This window comes from Cytobacillus sp. SAFR-174, assembly GCF_051964675.1.
Classification (GTDB): Bacteria; Bacillota; Bacilli; order Bacillales; family Cytobacillaceae; genus Cytobacillus.
The window spans coordinates 1-16,279 of record NZ_JBQCMZ010000022.1 but is presented as its reverse complement, the minus strand read 5'-3'; the positions used below and the strand labels follow the sequence as shown (position 1 = coordinate 16,279).

Below are 16,279 nucleotides of genomic sequence, written 5' to 3'. Positions count from 1 at the left end.
GTCCTTTATTTTATATTTTTTTCTTCTATTTGTCGAGGTCTAAAAATGACACTTGTATGTCATATGCTTCAGCAATGCCGATTATTAAATCCTTTAGATGAAGTTCTGAAAAATAAACCGCTGGCATTTTTTCCTCTTTCTTAGTAAAGACTAAATGCTCCTGAAATTGATAGACAGCCATCCGGATATCTTCCTTATTGCCCCCGGTTATTGTAAAGGCGCTAAGGAGCTCAGAGAACAAGCAAACTCCGCTTTCTGTTTCAATCGCAAAGTCTTCAAAAGTTTCTCCCTTTACACCCGATTTTATGTAACAGAGCTTAAAAAATTCTTCAAAAAGTCCGGCATCAACGAGGACGCTTTTGGTAAATTCTGCATCATTCCTCTCTTCAAACAGAAAGATGTTCTGCTGAAAATCAAAAAGTTCAGTATTATTTTTTATTAAGTTCATGAATTCGGGCACATCTTGAATAATATAGCCGGCTTCAACGCCATATAGGATTTTCATCTTACACTCCTTTTGCAGATATAAGGCATTCCATTCTGATATAGTGTAAAATAATAGACAAATAAATCAACAATGGAGGTGTAGGCAATGGAATGGAATCAGATCCCTCTTGGCCCATTGCAAACAAACTGTTATGTCCTTTCGAATGAAAACAAAGATTGTTTAATCTTTGATCCGGGTGAAGAAAGTGGAAAACTGAGCGGTATTATCGAACAAAAAGGACTGAAGCCTCTTGCTGTCATACTTACTCATGCCCATTTTGATCATATTGGCGCTGTAGACGAAATAAGAGATGCCTTTTCTATCCCAGTATACATACATGAAAAAGAAGCAGCGTGGCTTCCGGATCCAGCCTTAAATGGTTCTCACCTATTTAAAATAGGCAAGCTGATAAAAGCAAGGCCTGCCGACCATATTATAACAGCTGAACAAGAGTTGAGCATAGGTGAATTTACCTTTAACATTCTGGAGACACCTGGCCATTCTCCAGGGAGTGTTTCTCTGTATTTTAGAGATGCTGGTCTTGTGGTAGCCGGTGACGCGCTGTTCAGCGGAAGCATCGGACGCACAGACCTGCCGGGCGGAAATCATCAGCAGCTCCTTGAAAGTATACATAATAAGCTTTTGTCATTGCCTGAAGAAACACAAGTGCTTCCTGGACACGGACCGGTTACGACAATTAGCGTGGAAATGGATTCAAATCCATTCCTGAATGGATTCTGATTGGAAATAGAAAAGCCCTTCTCCAATGAGAAGGGCTTTTCTGGGGGATGTTTTATTCATATAAAATGGGAGGGGATATAGTTAAGCTACTACATTAACAATATAACAGGGAAAACACTATGTCAATAGTGAAAACAGTGTCCAAAACAATAAAAAATGCTGTTTCCAGAGATCCAGATTTTTCATTCGAAAAGGGAGTTTATATGCTGAATTTAATAATAAATTATATAGAAAATACTCCTCAAAAAATGATCAGCTATGCTGACTATATCCAGCAGGCCCTTTATCATTCCGAATATGGTTACTATATGAAAGAGGCGGAAAAAATTGGGCCGGGGGGAGATTTTATTACAACCAGCAATGTTTCTGATATATATGGCAGGACCATATCAAAGTGGTTTCATCAAATGGCCGGGAAATATAAGCTGCCTTTTCAGGTCTGTGAAATAGGGGGCGGAAATGGACGCTTTGCGAAAGCTTTCCTTGATGAGTGGAATCTTATTGCTGATGAAGAGATTCATTACTATATTCTTGAAACAAGCCCATATCACAGGAAACTGCAGCAGGAGCAGATAGTATTTTCCGAACAGATCAGACAAATCGATAGCTGGAACGAGATTTCTCCATTTTGCGGCCTGATTTTTTCAAATGAGCTGTTTGATGCCTTGCCTGTCCATGTGGTTGAAAAAGCCCATGATCAATTGAATGAAATTATGGTAACCGCAAAGGACGGAAAGCTTGCAGAACAAGCTGTGCCATTATCAAATAGAGATATTTCCTTATACCTTGAAGAAAGCGGATTGTCACTTAGCAATGGCCAGAGAATTGAAATCCCTCTGCAAATGGAGCAGATGATTAAGAGTATGTCTGATGCTCTGGATAAAGGGTTTGTTCTGACTGCCGATTATGGCTATACAGATGATGAATGGCAGGAACCGATTAGAAGAGATGGAAGTCTCAGAGGTTATTACAAGCATTCTTTAATTCCTAATGTACTCGAGCACCCTGGCGAGATGGATATAACCAGCCATGTTCATTTTGATTCACTGATCCGGTTGGGAGAGAAAGAAGGGCTCGATTTTCATTTTATGATGAGACAGGATGAATTCCTGCTGTCTGCAGGCATTTTACAGGAGCTTGAAGATCATTATGATCCTAATCCGTTTTCTCCTGTCAGCAAAAGAAACAGGGCAATCAGAAGTCTGATAACACCTTCAGGCATGAGTGCAGCATTTCACCTGGTCTTACAGGGAAAGAAAATAGGGGAAAAATAAAAAAGCGATGAATTCATCGCTTTTTTATCGGCTATTAGTGGCCGCCGGCACCAGGTGTCATCATAAATGTTGACCAGTAAGTGAAGCCTACGAAGAAAACAGTTAAGTATGCTCCAAAAACATAAATATACATACGTTCGGAAAGCTTTAAGTAGCTTAAAAGCAGGAAAAATCCTGTTTGGCCGAAGAAAATCAAGGACGTTGTATACATATCGCCAAGGTAAAACATAACAGCGAAAATTCCCGTCCAGAATCCTAATACTCTGTACATACGATCCATATGTATCCCTCCTTTTACCCTTACAAGTCCATCACTACAATATTATAAAGTAAATGCTTAATAAAAGTAAATAATGGTTTCTAAATAGTCCAGAAAAGGGCGGAAAAAAATGCTTAGCACGGTCTTTTTTTCGCCATTTTTCTACGCGTGCCTTTAATTTCCAACAATTGCTTTGTATGCGCACGAATCACAGCCAGTGAGCATATTCTGCTTTTCCACCAGCTGAAGGGAATCAAACAGACTTTCAAACATTCCCTTTAAAAATTCATAATGCATATTGCAGACTGGCTCAGCATGCCGGGCTGCAACCTCTTTAAATGGGCAATTATAAATTTGGAAATAGACAATGGTCTTTTCCTCATTTGCATCAAATTCAGGGTGAAAACCAGACAAATCGGCAGCATGCTTTAATATGTTTAATTTCTGTTCAAAAGTAAGTTTATCTGTGTTTCCATACCGTTTAAGCTCTTGGCCGATCAGCTCACTGCCAAACTTTTTCCCTGTTGCATACAGTGCTTTTCGTCCTTCTTCCCCTAAGTCAAGCATTGTTTCCATGGCTATTTTGGCCAGCAGCTGATAATCCCTGTAAGGGAAATGCAGCTGTACAACATCATCAGACAACCGATATAACCGGCTGGGCCTTCCGCCTTTGCCCGTTTTTTTTGTTTCAGAAACAAGCATATTTACATCTTCAAGCTTGGATAAATGCAGCCTTGCAACATTGGGATGGATGCTGAAATTATCTGCAATCTCCTGCACGGTAACATCTTTATGCCGTTTAGTAATGTATTGATAAATATAATAGCGGGTTGGATCGGATAACACATTTGTTATTTTTAATGTTTGCTCCATTTATTGTCACCTCAAAAGGGTTATTTATTCCCGAGGTCATCAGCTGTCACTTATAGCATTTAGCTGGCGCCTTCCTGGCCTGCTTCCATTATAATACAGTCATTTGAGGTTAACACTGTAATCACTATAAGTTTAGAAAATGTTCACAAATGAAGTTTAATTACTTATACAAAAGTGTATACAATTATTGTACAATTGATATACAATATGTATAGGCAAAATAATGAATTTGTGAGGTGAAGAGGTATGAGCCAATTGACATTTTTCACATATCCCAGCTGTACTTCCTGCAGAAAGACGAAAAAATGGCTGACAGCCCATTCAATTGATTTTGAAGAGAGGCATCTCTTCAGGGAGACTCCATCACCAAGAGAATTATTAAAAATCCTTTCTTTAACCACAAGCGGACTTGATGAGATTCTCGCAACCCGCAGCCAGACCTATAAAGAACTGGGACAGAACCTTGAGGAATTATCATTATCAGAAGTGGTGCAAATGGTCATTAAGGAGCCAAAACTGCTGCGGAGGCCAATTCTGACAAACGGAGATAAGATTGTCATAGGCTATAATCCGGATGCATTTAAGAATATGGCTAAATAGATTATTCTAAATTGAAAAAGGAAGGACATCCGCTGTCCTTCCACAACTACTGGGCTAGCAGGATTCGAACCTGCGCATGACGGAGTCAAAGTCCGGTGCCTTACCGCTTGGCTATAGCCCATTAATTCGCTTTATCCTTTTTTATTATGGAAAGAAAAAAATAATCTATTCACAAATTCGTCAAAAAAAATTGCCGAAAAATGAAGGAAATGATCTGGATAAGTCGAATTATTATCCAGAACAATAAAAAAAGGTGGTGCATAATTAGTTGAGTATAATTGAAAGAATGGCAGAACGAATTATTAAAGACGCAGTCAGAAGCCATGCTTCCGACATCCACATCATTCCCCGAAGAAAAGACACACTCATTCAGCTGAGGTTCGGCAGCCAATTGACCCCAAGGCTTTATCTCCCCAAAGAAGAGTGCGACAGATTGATTTCTCATTTTAAATTTACAGCATCGATGGATATTGGTGAAAAGAGAAGGCCGCAGAGCGGTGCATATTCACTTGAAGTAGACGGACAAATGATTGGCCTGCGCTTTTCAACCCTCCCATCAAGCCACAGCGAAAGCCTCGTTATCAGAATTCTTCCCCAGCAGGAACAAATTCCTTTTTACCAAATCAGCCTTTTTCCAGACATGACAAGAAAAATGCTGGCATTACTGAAGCATGCTCATGGATTGATTATTTTCACTGGCCCGACCGGCAGCGGTAAAACCACAACACTGTATTCCCTTCTGAATGAAACCTCCCATATGTTCCATCGCAATGTCATCACCCTGGAAGATCCAATTGAAAAAGAGAATGACTTAGTTCTTCAAGTTCAAGTGAATGAGAAAGCAGGCGTATCTTATTCTGCAGGCTTAAAAGCAATCCTTCGCCATGATCCTGATATCATTATGGTCGGTGAAATCCGGGATGCGGAAACGGCGAAGATTGCAGTTAGAGCAGCTCTCACCGGTCACCTTGTATTAAGCACCATGCATACCCGGGATGCCGAGGGGGCTGTATATCGTCTGGCTGAATTTGGAGTAAACATGCTGGAGATTGAGCAGACTTTAGTGGCGGTCACCGCACAGCGCCTTGTCGAATTGAATTGTCCATATTGTGAAGGGGAATGCTCCCCATTCTGCTATGGATATGGCAGGTGGAAAAGGGCGAGTGTGTTTGAGCTGCTTGCAGGAAGGGCGCTCAATGCCTCCATAAAGAATGCAAGAGGGGAAAACAGCCTTGTTAAGTATCGAACACTGAAGGAAGTCATAACTAAAGGGATTGCTCTGGGCTATATAAAGGAATCGGAGTACAGCAGGTGGGTGCATGACGATGGAGAAGCATAAATGGACCATTCAGGAACAGGGTTTGTTTCTGAAGAATACAGGGGAACTGTTGTCCAGAGGCTACCCTTTATCTGAAGCGCTGGAGTCGCTGGTGCATCAGCTGCCGCTAAAAAGAAAACATGAAATCAGGCAGTGCCTCTCTCAATTGAGAGAAGGTTTTCCTTTTTATCAAATACTTTCAAACATGAACTTTAATAAAAATCTGATTGGCTATGTTTTTTTTGCTGAACAGCACGGAGGTCTTGCTTCTGCATTTCTTGAAGGAAGCGAAATGGTGCTCCGAAAAGGCAGGGACACCGAAAAATTGAAAAAGCTGATGGCCTATCCGATTTTCCTGATGCTCATTACTGCATTCTTATTTATTTTCGTTGATAAAGTCCTGTTGCCCCGTTTCTCTTCCTTATTTGTTTCAATGCAGCTTCAGCCTAATTTCTTTACGAAAGCCGTTTATTTGTTTGGTGATTTTCTCCCATTTTTTCTTCTGATTCTGTTCTTCGGCTTGGTCGCTTTGTTTATATACTATTTTGTCAGATTCAGAAATCTTTCCCCTATCCAGCAAAAAAAAATCCTGGTAAGAGTACCTGCAGCAGGCCAATTTCTTCGCCTTTACTATACCCACTTCTTTGCTGTACAGCTCAGTTATCTTTTAAATGGGGGGTTGTCCATATCTGAGGCGCTGAGTCTTTTTGAGAAAAATGATAAGCAGCCTTTTTACAGAGCCATCGGTAAAGCCGTGAAGCTCAAGCTCCGTGAAGGGAATAAGCTGGAAGACATTCTACTGAGGTTTCCATTTTTTGAAAGGGAACTGTCTAATATTATCAGACATGGTCAAAAAAATGGCAGGCTGGACCAGGAATTAACGTTTTTCAGCAGACATTGTCTGCACAAGATGGAGGAAAAAACAGAAAAACTTCTTAAGATCATTCAGCCCGTTTTATATATGTTTATCGGTTTTTTAATTGTTTCGATGTATTTGGCAGTTCTGCTGCCTATGTTTCATTTACTGGAGGGATTTTAATGAAATGGCGTATGTTAAACAATAACAGAGGATTCACGCTTATTGAAATGATGATTGTTTTATTGGTGATTTCAGTGCTCTTAATCATTACCATTCCCAATGTAACAAAACACAATTCAAAAATAAACAGCAAGGGATGCGAGGCGTTTGTTAAAATGGTGCAAGCGCAGGTTCAGGCATATGAAATCGATAAAAAAGCACTTCCTTCGGATATACAGGACTTAGTTGCTGCCGAATATCTCAATGCAGAAACCACAACTTGTCCAAATGGAGATGCCATTACAATTTCTGCAGATGGGAAGGTTGAATCTGAAGAGTCATGATGAAAAACAAAGCAGGCTTTACATTGATAGAGTCGCTATTCGTTCTCAGTATTTTCCTTATTATTGCCTCGGTTACAGCCCTGCTTCTTAAACCGCATTTTTTCTATCTTGAAAAGATAATGTTCTTTTCCCAATTAAAATCTGACCTCCTTTATGCCCAAAACTATGCCATAACCCACCAGACAGATGTAGCTATTCAGATCATTCCAGAGGAGAATAGGTATTTCGCAAAGGATGAGCTTGCGGCTGATCCTATCTTTAGCAGAGAATATTCCGGAATCATTGAGATTAAGCAGGGAACAATGCCATTGTATTTTCAATATGGACCTGGCGGAATTACAAATAAATTTGGAAGCTTCTATATTAAAGCAGACAGGGAGCAATACAAAATAACATTTTTTATCGGAAGAGGACGATTTAATGTGGAGAAGGAATGAAGGCTTTTTTCTGGCTGAGCTCCTGCTGTCCTTATCAGGGATGCTGCTTGCAGCGGGCATAATGTTTCCCCTTGTCATAAAGGCACTTGAGCATTCTGAAGAGGTAAAACAGGATAATGAAAGCACACAGCTGCTTTATGAAAGTCTTCTGAATGCTGCATCGGAAGGCAGTTTTCCTGAGGGGAAGACCATGAAGAAAAATCAGACAGTCTATAAAATATTCCTTAAGGAAAACCAAGGATTTACGGAGGTTTGCATAAGGTATGAAAATGTACGGGATAGCACGAAGGAAAAATGTGAGGTATTTCAATAATAAGGGATTTACAATGCTTGAAATGCTGTTTTCATTTTCAGTATTTTTATTGATTGTTAGCTTTTTGACGGTTAGTTTAAATTTCATTTTTCAGGACTGGAAAATGGAAGCAAGGACACAAAGACTTGAATGGCATGTATTTATCAACCAGCTGAAAAAAGAAATCAGACTTGCTGATGCTGCTAATATAACACCTGTTTCGATTGTATTAACGATAGACGGGAAAAGTGTACTTTATGAGAAATATGGATCTAACTTGCGAAGGAGAGTGGATATGAAAGGCCATGAGATTGTCCTTCAGAAACTAAATGCCATTACATTTACGTCTGTCAATGGCGGAGTTGAAATAAATGTTTCGGATCAATTTGATCAGAAGCATTCCGCGTTTCTTTATTACTTAATGGATATGGAGGATATTGATGTACCGTAATCAGGAAGGATTTGCTTATCCTCTTACTTTGACAATCATTCTGGCTGCACTCTTTCTTCTTACAATTCAATTAGACCAGTTTATTTCTGAGAAAAGGATCGTGAAACAGACGGAGACCGTCATGATGCAGGAATACTACCTGCTGAGTTCCTTTAAAAAAACAGAAAAAATGCTGAGTGAAAATGCAGACCCGAAAGAGTCAGGAGTTTATTCGTTTAAAAAAGGATCGGTTTCCTATGAGATTTCTCCTGTGGCAGCAAGCTTAATTCAGATTACCTTCAAAACAAAAATTGGATCTGATAAAGAAATTTCCGGTTATGCTTACTATGACACAGACCTGCAAAAAATGATAAAATGGATTGAAAAAAACTGAGTGGGGATAAAAATGAAGCCAATTTATTTAATCGGATTCATGGGTTCCGGCAAAACAACAATAGGAAAAGAGCTGGCAGCCCGCTTAAATTATGAAGTAATTGATACAGACGAAGAAATAGTGAAGCGTGAGAATAAAAATATTAATGATATTTTCGCGCAGCATGGAGAGGGATACTTCAGAAGCCTTGAATCCCTTATATTAAATGAAATGGATGGCAGAGCGGGAGTTATAACCACTGGCGGGGGCATTGTAATAAATCCTGAAAACAGAAAAAGGCTTAGCGAAACAGGAATTGTTTTTTTCCTTTATGCGTCTCCTGAAGAAATCTTTAAACGGATTGAGAAGGATCATTCCAGACCGCTGCTGAAAGGCGATAAAAAAAGGCTGATCCACGAACTTTATGAAAAAAGGATGCCGCTCTATAAAGAAACTGCCCATGTGATCATTGATACAACTAATAAAGATAAAGCAGAGATTATTCAGGAAATAATAGATTGTTTAGAGTGAAAACCCGTTGGACATACTTGTAAATGATAAATAGCAGGCTGTTCTTGCAATTCTGTACGGAAAAAGGCAGGTATGAACATGAAATCCAACGATTATGTAAAGTTTCTTACACAGACAGTAGTAAAATATATTGATCAGCCAAAAGATGAGCGAAAACGGCATCGTATTGAAAAAAAGGACATGAAAGAGCCGTTTTTATTCAGATGGTTTGGAATGTTTTCTTATCTGTTTTACTTGGGCATGAGAAGAAAGAAACAAAAATAGTTTTTACGCAAAAAACCGGCTAAATTGCCGGTTTTTTGCATTTTTAGACTGCGCTGTCTGTCAGGTAAAAGAGACCGCCATTTATGATGGAGATATTCACCTTTGGTTCATATTGCTCCTGAAGTGCTGTTTTTTCGTTTTCATAGCTTTCGCCCTTTTCTTCTGCATCTTCATAAAAATGTTCAAGAAGGCTAAGGTCTTTTTGCCAGCGGTTACGGGCCTCATCAGCCCATATATGATCTTCTTGTTCAATTTCGGCTTTAATAAAATTTGCTACCCTGTATACTCCGCTCCCCGGCATAATAAGCGGAGACAGTGTGAACGAGTAGTCGGGGATTTTGGGCGTAAGGCTCATGCCAAGCAATCTGTCATGAAAGCTTTCGACCATCTGGCCATTTATCAATTGGAGGCCGATCGATTTGAAGACATCCCGTTTTCGGTCGCATTGATAGGATACGCGAATGTTCATTCCCAGCCATGGTCTTAGCGGCACCTGCTTTCCTGGTGCCTGCCGGTGATTTTCATATAATCGGATATAGCCGGCCAGGTTCCTGGCCGAATCAAAAATCTGGTGAAGCCTCGGGGAGCCAAAATGAATGACTTCCCCCTTAATATGCGGAGGGGCCAGCTGCTGGTTTGTAATAAGCGTCAGCTGCATCGGGTTTGGGATTCCGCCTGTTTTTTCGAGATAGTGCCAATAAAAGGGACGATTCATTAACTCCTTATCCAAATCAATCGTCAGCTGTACGGTCATATACCCCGGACCTCTATCAATTATTTCACACCCATTTGCGTGAAAATACCTTTCAAGGAATTTATGAATTTCCTGTTGCTGCATTCAGTTCACCTTCTTTCAGATCCTCCGCGAATTGAATCATGCTCGTCAAGTTCTCCATTTTAATTCTCATTTCACCTTCTGAAGCCGATTTTCCGAAAATATCAACAAGGTGATCGTCAATACTGCCGAATTCAAGCTTTGTTAAAATGTCATCTAAATCACCAATGACTTTTTCGAAGAGATGTATTTTCTCATATAGAAGCTTCATTATGTGTTCTTCGACTGTTTCTTTCGTGGCGAAATTATAAATCATGACATCCTTTTCCTGGCCGAGACGATGGATGCGCCCAATCCTTTGTTCGAGCCGCATTGGATTCCAGGGGAGATCAAAATTTATGATATGGTTGCAGAATTGCAGGTTTATTCCTTCTCCTCCCGCTTCTGTTGCAATCAGGACTTGAGCATTCTTTTGGAAAAGCTCCCTCATCCAGTCCTTTTTGCCTCTTTTAAATCCTCCCCTGAACGGAACCGATGTGATGCCATATTGCTTTAAAAACCACTGCAGGTACATTTGCGTTGCCCTGTATTCAGTAAAGATTATGACCTTGTCATTTATTTTCTGTATTAATTCCAGTGCTTTTTGAGCTTTTGAGTTTTGCTGGACCGCTTCAACCTTTTTAATAAGGTATTGTATTTGCTCCTGGAAAGCTATTGAAGGCTGCTCCTGTCTTTTCAGCATATTCTGAAGCGTAAAATAGACAGCTTCTCTGCTTGAGCATGCCTCTCTTTGCAGGGTCATTACTGAAAACTGGCTGGAACTCACCCAATTTTCTTCACTCCGCAGCTCTGTTACAGCTTCATAGAGCTCAAGCTCTGCCTGCGAAAATTCAATCGGTATGGTTTCCACATGCCGTTTGGTCCATTCAATCCCGGTATCTGCCCTGCGGTTGCGGATCATGACTTTGTTTACGAGTTCCTTTAGATGTGCATCATCGTTCAAAGATCGTGAGTCTTTTTTATAATTTTCATAAAAAGCTGATTCATTGCCAAGATGTCCGGGTTTAAGCAGGGACACAAGATTGAAAATTTCACTGATTCGATTCTGAATGGGTGTTGCTGTTAATAGCAGGCAAAACTTCTTTTTAAGGTTTTGTACAAATTCATAGTTTCTCGTTTTATTATTTTTCAGCTTGTGAGCTTCGTCTATAATGATCAGGTCATAATCAAGGCTGTAAATAATGTCTCGATGAGGATTGCGTTTGGCTGTATCGATGGATGATACCACAACGTCGCATTGTTCCCATACATAGCTTTTCCGCTGCGCCACAGCAGGAATGAAAAATTTGCTGTTCAGCTCCATGGCCCACTGGGAAACGAGGGAAGCTGGAACAAGTATAAGGACTTTTTTTACGAGTCCTCGGATCATATATTCCTTTAATATCAGCCCAGCTTCAATCGTTTTTCCAAGACCGACTTCATCAGCCAGGATCGCCTTGCCGTTCATGCTTTCGACTACCTGCTTGGCCACTTCCAGCTGATGGGGAAGAGGAGTAAGGTTCGGCAGATGCTTCGGAGCCTGCAAGCCTTCAAAGTCAGGAATAGTGGTATGGTTCTCAACCTCAACAGCCAGTTTATAAAGCTCCCAGTTTCCCCATGGGCCGTCGTCATCAATCCTTTTTAAGAATTCATCCTGCCAGGCAGAATCAAAGCCAATTTGCACTGTCATAAAAACAGCTCCTTTTATCTATATAAAGATATTGCCCAAACCTTGTTAAGGTGGTACGATGTTAATAGCTTTGAAAGTTTTGAAAGTTAACACATTACATTTAGTTAACCGATGTAATGGATGCTTAATTTTTTCTGTTTGGTATAAGTATGACCATCTTGGAAAATTTTATAAATGCGAATGATAACAAGGGGAGAGACTACATTTGTAGCGCCGAAGGAGCAAGCAAAATCTGTGAATCTCTCAGGCAAAAGAACTCTTGTTTGACGCAGCTCTGGAGAGTGCTTTTTAATAAGCCACCCAAGGGGACAGCCGGTTTCGGTAAACTTTCAGGTGCAAGGACAGAGATCTTCTCATAATTGAGGGGATACTCTGTCCTTTTTTATGTTCCTAAAACAAATTTCAAAAGATTTAAGGGGGACGAGTAAATGTCACAGTTAAAACGCACGCCTTTATATGAGGTGTACAAGGATTACGGAGCCAAAACCATCGACTTCGGCGGCTGGGACCTTCCTGTTCAATTTTCTAGCATTAAAGAAGAACATGAAGCAGTCCGTACAAAAGCCGGCCTTTTTGATGTATCCCATATGGGTGAAATCGAAGTGAAGGGGACGGACAGTCTTAAATACCTTCAAAAAATGATGACGAACGATATTTCCAAATTAAAGAACTCAGGTGCTCAATATACAGCCATGTGCTATGAAAATGGCGGAACTGTTGATGATTTACTTGTCTATAAAATAGAGGATGACCACTATTTGCTGGTTGTAAATGCTTCTAATATCGAAAAGGATTTCAATTGGCTGCAGGACCATGCTGAAGGCAATGTGGAATTGAAAAACCTTTCAGAAGATATGGCACAGCTGGCGATTCAGGGGCCGCTTGCAGAAAAAGTGCTCCAAAAGCTTGCTGGTACGAATCTATCGGATATCGGATTCTTCAAATTCCAGCAGGATGTTGATTTGAATGGCAAGAAAGCGCTTGTCTCCAGAACTGGATATACAGGAGAAGACGGATTTGAAGTTTACTGTGATGCCAAGGATGCAGCCGCATTATGGAATGAAATTCTTGAAGCAGGCAAAGAAGAAGGCGTTCTCCCATGCGGACTTGGCGCAAGGGATACCCTTCGCTTTGAAGCAAACCTGGCACTCTATGGCCAGGAGCTCTCACCTGAGATCACACCGCTTGAGGCAGGAATAGGCTTTGCTGTCAAGGTGAATAAAGAAGCGGATTTCATCGGAAAAGAAGTGCTTAAGAACCAAAAAGAAAACGGGGTGCCGCGCAAGCTGGCCGGAATTGAAATGATTGACCGCGGTATTCCGCGCCATGGATATCCTGTATATAAGGGAGAAGAACTGATCGGGGAAGTGACAACAGGCACTCAATCTCCGACATTGAAAAAGAACATCGGCCTTGTTCTTATCAAGAAAGAGCATGCGGAGCTTGGAACTGAATTGGAAGTGGAGATTCGCGGCAAACGGCTGAAGGCTAAGATTGAAGCAACACCTTTTTACAAAAGAGAAAAGAACTAACCGGGGGGAGAAAATGATGAAACATCGCTATTTACCGATGACAGAGTCTGACCAGAAAGCAATGCTTGAGAAAATCGGCGTCAGTTCTGTGGAAGAATTATTCAGTGATATTCCCGAGAGTGTAAGATTTAAGGGCGAATATAAAATCAAGCCGGCGAAATCAGAGACAGCCTTACTGAAAGAGCTTACTAAAATGGCTCAAAAAAACGCTGATCTTCGCACAAATACATCTTTCCTTGGTGCGGGCGTTTATGATCATTACATGCCGGTCATTGTGGATCATGTATTATCCCGTTCAGAGTTTTATACTGCCTATACTCCTTACCAGCCGGAAATTTCCCAGGGAGAGCTGCAGGCAATTTTCGAATTCCAGACCATGATCTGTGAATTAACAGGAATGGATGTTGCCAACTCATCCATGTATGATGGCGGAACTGCACTTGCTGAAGCAGCCATGCTAAGCGCAGGCAGCACACGCCGGAAGAAAATATTAATCTCAAGCGCAGTTCACCCTGAATCGAAGGAAGTAGTCAAAACATACGCAAAGGGCCAATATATTGAAGTGATTGAGATCCCTCATAAAGAAGGCACCACTGACCTTGAAGCCCTAAATGAAATGATTGGCGATGATATCGCTGCTGTGATTGTACAATACCCTAACTTTTTTGGCAGAGTCGAGCCATTAAAAGAGCTTGAGGAAATTATTCATGCCCACAAGTCCATGTTTGTTGTTTCAAGCAACCCGCTTGCTCTTGGCGCACTGACACCTCCGGGAAAATTCGGAGCAGACATCGTAGCAGGAGATGCTCAGGTTTTCGGTATTCCTACGGCTTTTGGAGGCCCTCATTGCGGATATTTTGCCGTAACATCCAAGCTGATGAGAAAAGTGCCGGGACGTCTTGTCGGGCAAACGGTAGACGATCAGGGACGCCGCGGTTTCGTGCTTACCCTTCAGGCGCGTGAACAGCATATACGCCGTGATAAGGCAACGTCCAATATCTGTTCCAATCAGGCTCTCAACGCACTGGCGGCATCTGTAGCGATGACTGCTCTCGGCAAGAAGGGCGTAAAGGAAATGGCTGCTGCCAATATGCAAAAAGCCCATTATGCAAAACAGCAATTTAAGGCTGCCGGCTTTGAAGTTCCATTCGAAGGTCCCTCATTTAATGAATTTGTCATTAAGGTGAATAAGCCTGTTAAGGAAGTAAATCAAAAGCTCCTTGAAAAGGACATTATTGGCGGTTACGATTTGGGCAGAGATTATGCTGACCTGAAAAATCATATGCTTGTTGCTGTAACGGAATTGAGAACGAAGGAAGAAATCGATGCATTCGTTAAAGAAATGGGGGATTACCATGCATAAGGAAGATCAGCCACTCATCTTTGAATTAAGCACAGAAGGCCGTATCGGCTACAGCCTGCCGGAGATGGATATTCCGGAAATTGACCTTGGCGAGCTTCTTCCTGAGGGCTATCTGCGAGAAGAAGAGCCTGAGCTGCCGGAAGTGTCAGAACTTGATATCATGCGCCACTATACTGCACTTTCCAAACGAAATCATGGTGTTGATTCGGGATTTTATCCACTTGGATCCTGCACAATGAAATATAATCCTAAAATCAATGAGAATGTAGCGCGCTTCAACGGTTTTGCCCACTTACACCCGCTGCAGGATGAAAGCTCTGTTCAAGGTGCGCTGGAATTGATGTATGATCTGCAGGAGCACCTGATTGAAATTACAGGAATGGATGAAGTTACACTTCAGCCGGCTGCAGGAGCGCACGGAGAATGGACCGGATTAATGATGATCCGTGCTTATCATGAAGCGAATGGGGATACCAAACGTACTAAAGTAGTCGTTCCTGACTCTGCCCACGGAACAAATCCGGCATCCGCAACAGTTGCAGGCTTTGAAACAGTAACGGTTAAATCCGATGAAAATGGATTGGTGGATTTAGAGGACTTGAGAAGAGTGGTTGGCGAGGACACTGCTGCTCTTATGCTGACTAACCCGAACACTTTAGGTTTGTTTGAAGAAAACATTCTTGAAATGGCAGAGATTGTTCACAGCGCCGGCGGCAAGCTTTACTATGATGGAGCTAACCTGAATGCTGTACTTTCAAAGGCACGCCCTGGAGACATGGGATTTGATGTTGTTCACCTTAATCTTCATAAGACCTTTACAGGACCGCATGGCGGCGGCGGACCGGGATCTGGCCCTGTAGGCGTAAAATCGGATCTGATCCCATACCTTCCGAAGCCTGTTTTAGTTAAGAATGGTGACCAGTATGAATTTGATTATGACCGCCCGCAATCAATCGGCCGCGTGAAGCCGTATTATGGAAACTTCGGGATCAATGTACGGGCTTATACTTATATCCGTACTATGGGGCCGGATGGTCTGAAGGCAGTTACGGAAAATGCGGTACTAAACGCAAACTATATGATGAGAAGGCTTGAGCCATTCTTTGACCTGCCATTTGACAGACATTGCAAGCATGAATTCGTTTTAAGCGGCAAGCGCCAGAAGAAGCTTGGCGTGCGCACTTTGGATATTGCCAAGCGCCTTCTTGACTTTGGCTATCATCCGCCAACCATCTACTTCCCTCTTAACGTGGAAGAGTGTATCATGATTGAGCCGACAGAAACAGAATCTAAAGAAACGCTGGATGCTTTTGTCGACGCGATGATTCAAATTGCAAAAGAAGCTGAGGAAAACTCTGAGATTGTTCAGGAAGCACCTCATACAACTGTGATTGGCCGTCTGGATGAAACCATGGCCGCAAGAAAGCCGGTTCTCCGTTACCAAAAACAATAATAAACAAGAGGCCCCGTCAAACTGACGAGGCCTTCAGACTGTCGACAAACTCGATTAAAATCGTGCTTGTCTGCAGTTTTTTTTGTTTTACAATAGAAGTAATACAATACTTGAGGTGATTAAAATGCTTTCCAAACATAATCCAATTCAACGGGATCAAATTGAAATGATTGCACTAGACGAACT

20 protein-coding genes, 1 tRNA gene and 1 riboswitch are annotated in these 16,279 nt (G+C 41.5%); of the genes, 15 read left to right on the top strand and 6 right to left on the bottom strand.

The features are described from left to right. Positions 1-25: 25 nt before the first annotated feature. Positions 26-505, bottom strand: coding sequence for a hypothetical protein (locus ACTHRG_RS19120; RefSeq protein ID WP_440231802.1), 480 nt, complete (start codon positions 503-505; stop codon positions 26-28). A gap of 87 nt (positions 506-592) precedes the next feature. Here ACTHRG_RS19120 and ACTHRG_RS19115 point away from each other — a divergent pair, with 87 nt between their 5' ends. Next, positions 593-1,228, top strand: coding sequence for an MBL fold metallo-hydrolase (locus ACTHRG_RS19115; protein WP_076258050.1), 636 nt, complete (start codon positions 593-595; stop codon positions 1,226-1,228). A 203-nt stretch (positions 1,229-1,431) separates the two neighbouring features. Beyond that, positions 1,432-2,502, top strand: a complete 1,071-nt coding sequence (locus ACTHRG_RS19110) for a class I SAM-dependent methyltransferase (RefSeq protein ID WP_440231799.1) — start codon at positions 1,432-1,434, stop codon at positions 2,500-2,502. A gap of 34 nt (positions 2,503-2,536) precedes the next feature. Here the strand turns inward: ACTHRG_RS19110 and ACTHRG_RS19105 are convergent, their stop codons facing one another. Beyond that, positions 2,537-2,782, bottom strand: a complete 246-nt coding sequence (locus ACTHRG_RS19105; RefSeq protein WP_009332938.1) for a DUF2626 domain-containing protein — start codon at positions 2,780-2,782, stop codon at positions 2,537-2,539. Between the two features lie 153 nt (positions 2,783-2,935). Next, a complete protein-coding gene (locus ACTHRG_RS19100) occupies positions 2,936-3,634 on the bottom strand; it encodes a helix-turn-helix transcriptional regulator (protein ID WP_076258051.1) in 699 nt (232 codons plus the stop codon). A gap of 246 nt (positions 3,635-3,880) precedes the next feature. On the opposite strand from ACTHRG_RS19100, the gene ACTHRG_RS19095 reads away from it, so the two are divergent. Beyond that, positions 3,881-4,234: a Spx/MgsR family RNA polymerase-binding regulatory protein gene (locus ACTHRG_RS19095; protein WP_076258052.1), complete on the top strand. Its 354-nt coding sequence runs from the start codon at positions 3,881-3,883 to the stop codon at positions 4,232-4,234. A gap of 49 nt (positions 4,235-4,283) precedes the next feature. On the opposite strand, the gene ACTHRG_RS19090 is transcribed toward ACTHRG_RS19095, so the two are convergent. Further along, a tRNA-Gln gene (locus ACTHRG_RS19090) sits at positions 4,284-4,355 on the bottom strand. Between the two features lie 147 nt (positions 4,356-4,502). On the opposite strand from ACTHRG_RS19090, the gene comGA reads away from it, so the two are divergent. From comGA to ACTHRG_RS19045, 9 genes are all read left to right on the top strand, one after another. Next, positions 4,503-5,573, top strand: a complete 1,071-nt coding sequence (comGA, locus tag ACTHRG_RS19085; protein WP_076258053.1) for a competence type IV pilus ATPase ComGA — start codon at positions 4,503-4,505, stop codon at positions 5,571-5,573. After that, positions 5,560-6,591 (top strand): competence type IV pilus assembly protein ComGB, encoded by a 1,032-nt coding sequence (comGB, locus tag ACTHRG_RS19080; protein WP_076258054.1) that lies wholly within the window; start codon positions 5,560-5,562, stop codon positions 6,589-6,591. Before comGA ends, comGB begins: the two co-directional genes overlap by 14 nt. After that, entirely contained in the window at positions 6,591-6,914 is a 324-nt protein-coding gene (gene comGC / locus ACTHRG_RS19075) for a competence type IV pilus major pilin ComGC (protein WP_076258055.1), read from the top strand. Before comGB ends, comGC begins: the two co-directional genes overlap by 1 nt. Then, complete coding sequence (comGD, locus tag ACTHRG_RS19070; RefSeq protein WP_440231793.1) at positions 6,914-7,351, top strand: competence type IV pilus minor pilin ComGD; 438 nt, start codon at positions 6,914-6,916, stop codon at positions 7,349-7,351. Before comGC ends, comGD begins: the two co-directional genes overlap by 1 nt. Continuing rightward, on the top strand, positions 7,335-7,664 hold the full coding sequence (locus tag ACTHRG_RS19065) for a phosphatase (protein WP_076258057.1): 330 nt from the start codon (positions 7,335-7,337) through the stop codon (positions 7,662-7,664). Before comGD ends, ACTHRG_RS19065 begins: the two co-directional genes overlap by 17 nt. Then, on the top strand, positions 7,615-8,094 hold the full coding sequence (gene comGF / locus ACTHRG_RS19060) for a competence type IV pilus minor pilin ComGF (RefSeq protein ID WP_440231790.1): 480 nt from the start codon (positions 7,615-7,617) through the stop codon (positions 8,092-8,094). The genes ACTHRG_RS19065 and comGF overlap by 50 nt, the downstream gene beginning before the upstream one ends. Next, complete coding sequence (comGG, locus tag ACTHRG_RS19055) at positions 8,084-8,467, top strand: competence type IV pilus minor pilin ComGG (protein WP_076258059.1); 384 nt, start codon at positions 8,084-8,086, stop codon at positions 8,465-8,467. The genes comGF and comGG overlap by 11 nt, the downstream gene beginning before the upstream one ends. A gap of 12 nt (positions 8,468-8,479) precedes the next feature. Continuing rightward, positions 8,480-8,977 (top strand): shikimate kinase, encoded by a 498-nt coding sequence (locus ACTHRG_RS19050; protein ID WP_076258060.1) that lies wholly within the window; start codon positions 8,480-8,482, stop codon positions 8,975-8,977. A 78-nt stretch (positions 8,978-9,055) separates the two neighbouring features. Next, on the top strand, positions 9,056-9,241 hold the full coding sequence (locus ACTHRG_RS19045; RefSeq protein WP_076258061.1) for a YqzE family protein: 186 nt from the start codon (positions 9,056-9,058) through the stop codon (positions 9,239-9,241). A 43-nt stretch (positions 9,242-9,284) separates the two neighbouring features. On the opposite strand, the gene ACTHRG_RS19040 is transcribed toward ACTHRG_RS19045, so the two are convergent. Both ACTHRG_RS19040 and ACTHRG_RS19035 read right to left on the bottom strand, forming a co-directional pair. Next, positions 9,285-10,079 (bottom strand): YqhG family protein, encoded by a 795-nt coding sequence (locus ACTHRG_RS19040; protein WP_076258062.1) that lies wholly within the window; start codon positions 10,077-10,079, stop codon positions 9,285-9,287. Further along, a complete protein-coding gene (locus ACTHRG_RS19035) occupies positions 10,057-11,745 on the bottom strand; it encodes a DEAD/DEAH box helicase (protein ID WP_440231786.1) in 1,689 nt (562 codons plus the stop codon). Before ACTHRG_RS19035 ends, ACTHRG_RS19040 begins: the two co-directional genes overlap by 23 nt. Positions 11,746-11,925: 180 nt before the next feature. Then, positions 11,926-12,014, top strand: a riboswitch (glycine riboswitch). Positions 12,015-12,173: 159 nt separating this feature from the next. On the opposite strand from ACTHRG_RS19035, the gene gcvT reads away from it, so the two are divergent. The 3 genes from gcvT to gcvPB are packed head-to-tail and all read left to right on the top strand — an operon-like array spanning position 12,174 to position 16,093. Beyond that, on the top strand, positions 12,174-13,277 hold the full coding sequence (gene gcvT, locus ACTHRG_RS19030; protein ID WP_076258064.1) for a glycine cleavage system aminomethyltransferase GcvT: 1,104 nt from the start codon (positions 12,174-12,176) through the stop codon (positions 13,275-13,277). 16 nt (positions 13,278-13,293) lie between these two features. Then, the gene (gene gcvPA, locus ACTHRG_RS19025) at positions 13,294-14,640 is read left to right on the top strand and encodes an aminomethyl-transferring glycine dehydrogenase subunit GcvPA (RefSeq protein ID WP_076258065.1); all 1,347 of its coding nucleotides are present in this window, start codon (positions 13,294-13,296) and stop codon (positions 14,638-14,640) included. Beyond that, positions 14,633-16,093: an aminomethyl-transferring glycine dehydrogenase subunit GcvPB gene (gene gcvPB, locus ACTHRG_RS19020; RefSeq protein ID WP_440231784.1), complete on the top strand. Its 1,461-nt coding sequence runs from the start codon at positions 14,633-14,635 to the stop codon at positions 16,091-16,093. Before gcvPA ends, gcvPB begins: the two co-directional genes overlap by 8 nt. Positions 16,094-16,279 lie beyond the last annotated feature (186 nt).

What these genes read in the sequence shown, in the direction of transcription:
- ACTHRG_RS19120 (WP_440231802.1), bottom strand. Translation starts at nt 505, where the DNA reads ATGAAAATCCTATATGGCGTTGAAGCCGGCTATATTATTCAAGATGTG.
- ACTHRG_RS19115 (WP_076258050.1), top strand. Translation starts at nt 593, where the DNA reads ATGGAATGGAATCAGATCCCTCTTGGCCCATTGCAAACAAACTGTTAT.
- ACTHRG_RS19110 (WP_440231799.1), top strand. Translation starts at nt 1,432, where the DNA reads ATGCTGAATTTAATAATAAATTATATAGAAAATACTCCTCAAAAAATG.
- ACTHRG_RS19105 (WP_009332938.1), bottom strand. Translation starts at nt 2,782, where the DNA reads ATGGATCGTATGTACAGAGTATTAGGATTCTGGACGGGAATTTTCGCT.
- ACTHRG_RS19100 (WP_076258051.1), bottom strand. Translation starts at nt 3,634, where the DNA reads ATGGAGCAAACATTAAAAATAACAAATGTGTTATCCGATCCAACCCGC.
- ACTHRG_RS19095 (WP_076258052.1), top strand. Translation starts at nt 3,881, where the DNA reads ATGAGCCAATTGACATTTTTCACATATCCCAGCTGTACTTCCTGCAGA.
- comGB (WP_076258054.1), top strand. Translation starts at nt 5,560, where the DNA reads ATGGAGAAGCATAAATGGACCATTCAGGAACAGGGTTTGTTTCTGAAG.
- comGC (WP_076258055.1), top strand. Translation starts at nt 6,591, where the DNA reads ATGAAATGGCGTATGTTAAACAATAACAGAGGATTCACGCTTATTGAA.
- comGD (WP_440231793.1), top strand. Translation starts at nt 6,914, where the DNA reads ATGAAAAACAAAGCAGGCTTTACATTGATAGAGTCGCTATTCGTTCTC.
- ACTHRG_RS19065 (WP_076258057.1), top strand. Translation starts at nt 7,335, where the DNA reads ATGTGGAGAAGGAATGAAGGCTTTTTTCTGGCTGAGCTCCTGCTGTCC.
- comGF (WP_440231790.1), top strand. Translation starts at nt 7,615, where the DNA reads ATGAAAATGTACGGGATAGCACGAAGGAAAAATGTGAGGTATTTCAAT.
- comGG (WP_076258059.1), top strand. Translation starts at nt 8,084, where the DNA reads ATGTACCGTAATCAGGAAGGATTTGCTTATCCTCTTACTTTGACAATC.
- ACTHRG_RS19050 (WP_076258060.1), top strand. Translation starts at nt 8,480, where the DNA reads ATGAAGCCAATTTATTTAATCGGATTCATGGGTTCCGGCAAAACAACA.
- ACTHRG_RS19045 (WP_076258061.1), top strand. Translation starts at nt 9,056, where the DNA reads ATGAAATCCAACGATTATGTAAAGTTTCTTACACAGACAGTAGTAAAA.
- ACTHRG_RS19040 (WP_076258062.1), bottom strand. Translation starts at nt 10,079, where the DNA reads ATGCAGCAACAGGAAATTCATAAATTCCTTGAAAGGTATTTTCACGCA.
- ACTHRG_RS19035 (WP_440231786.1), bottom strand. Translation starts at nt 11,745, where the DNA reads ATGACAGTGCAAATTGGCTTTGATTCTGCCTGGCAGGATGAATTCTTA.
- gcvT (WP_076258064.1), top strand. Translation starts at nt 12,174, where the DNA reads ATGTCACAGTTAAAACGCACGCCTTTATATGAGGTGTACAAGGATTAC.
- gcvPA (WP_076258065.1), top strand. Translation starts at nt 13,294, where the DNA reads ATGAAACATCGCTATTTACCGATGACAGAGTCTGACCAGAAAGCAATG.
- gcvPB (WP_440231784.1), top strand. Translation starts at nt 14,633, where the DNA reads ATGCATAAGGAAGATCAGCCACTCATCTTTGAATTAAGCACAGAAGGC.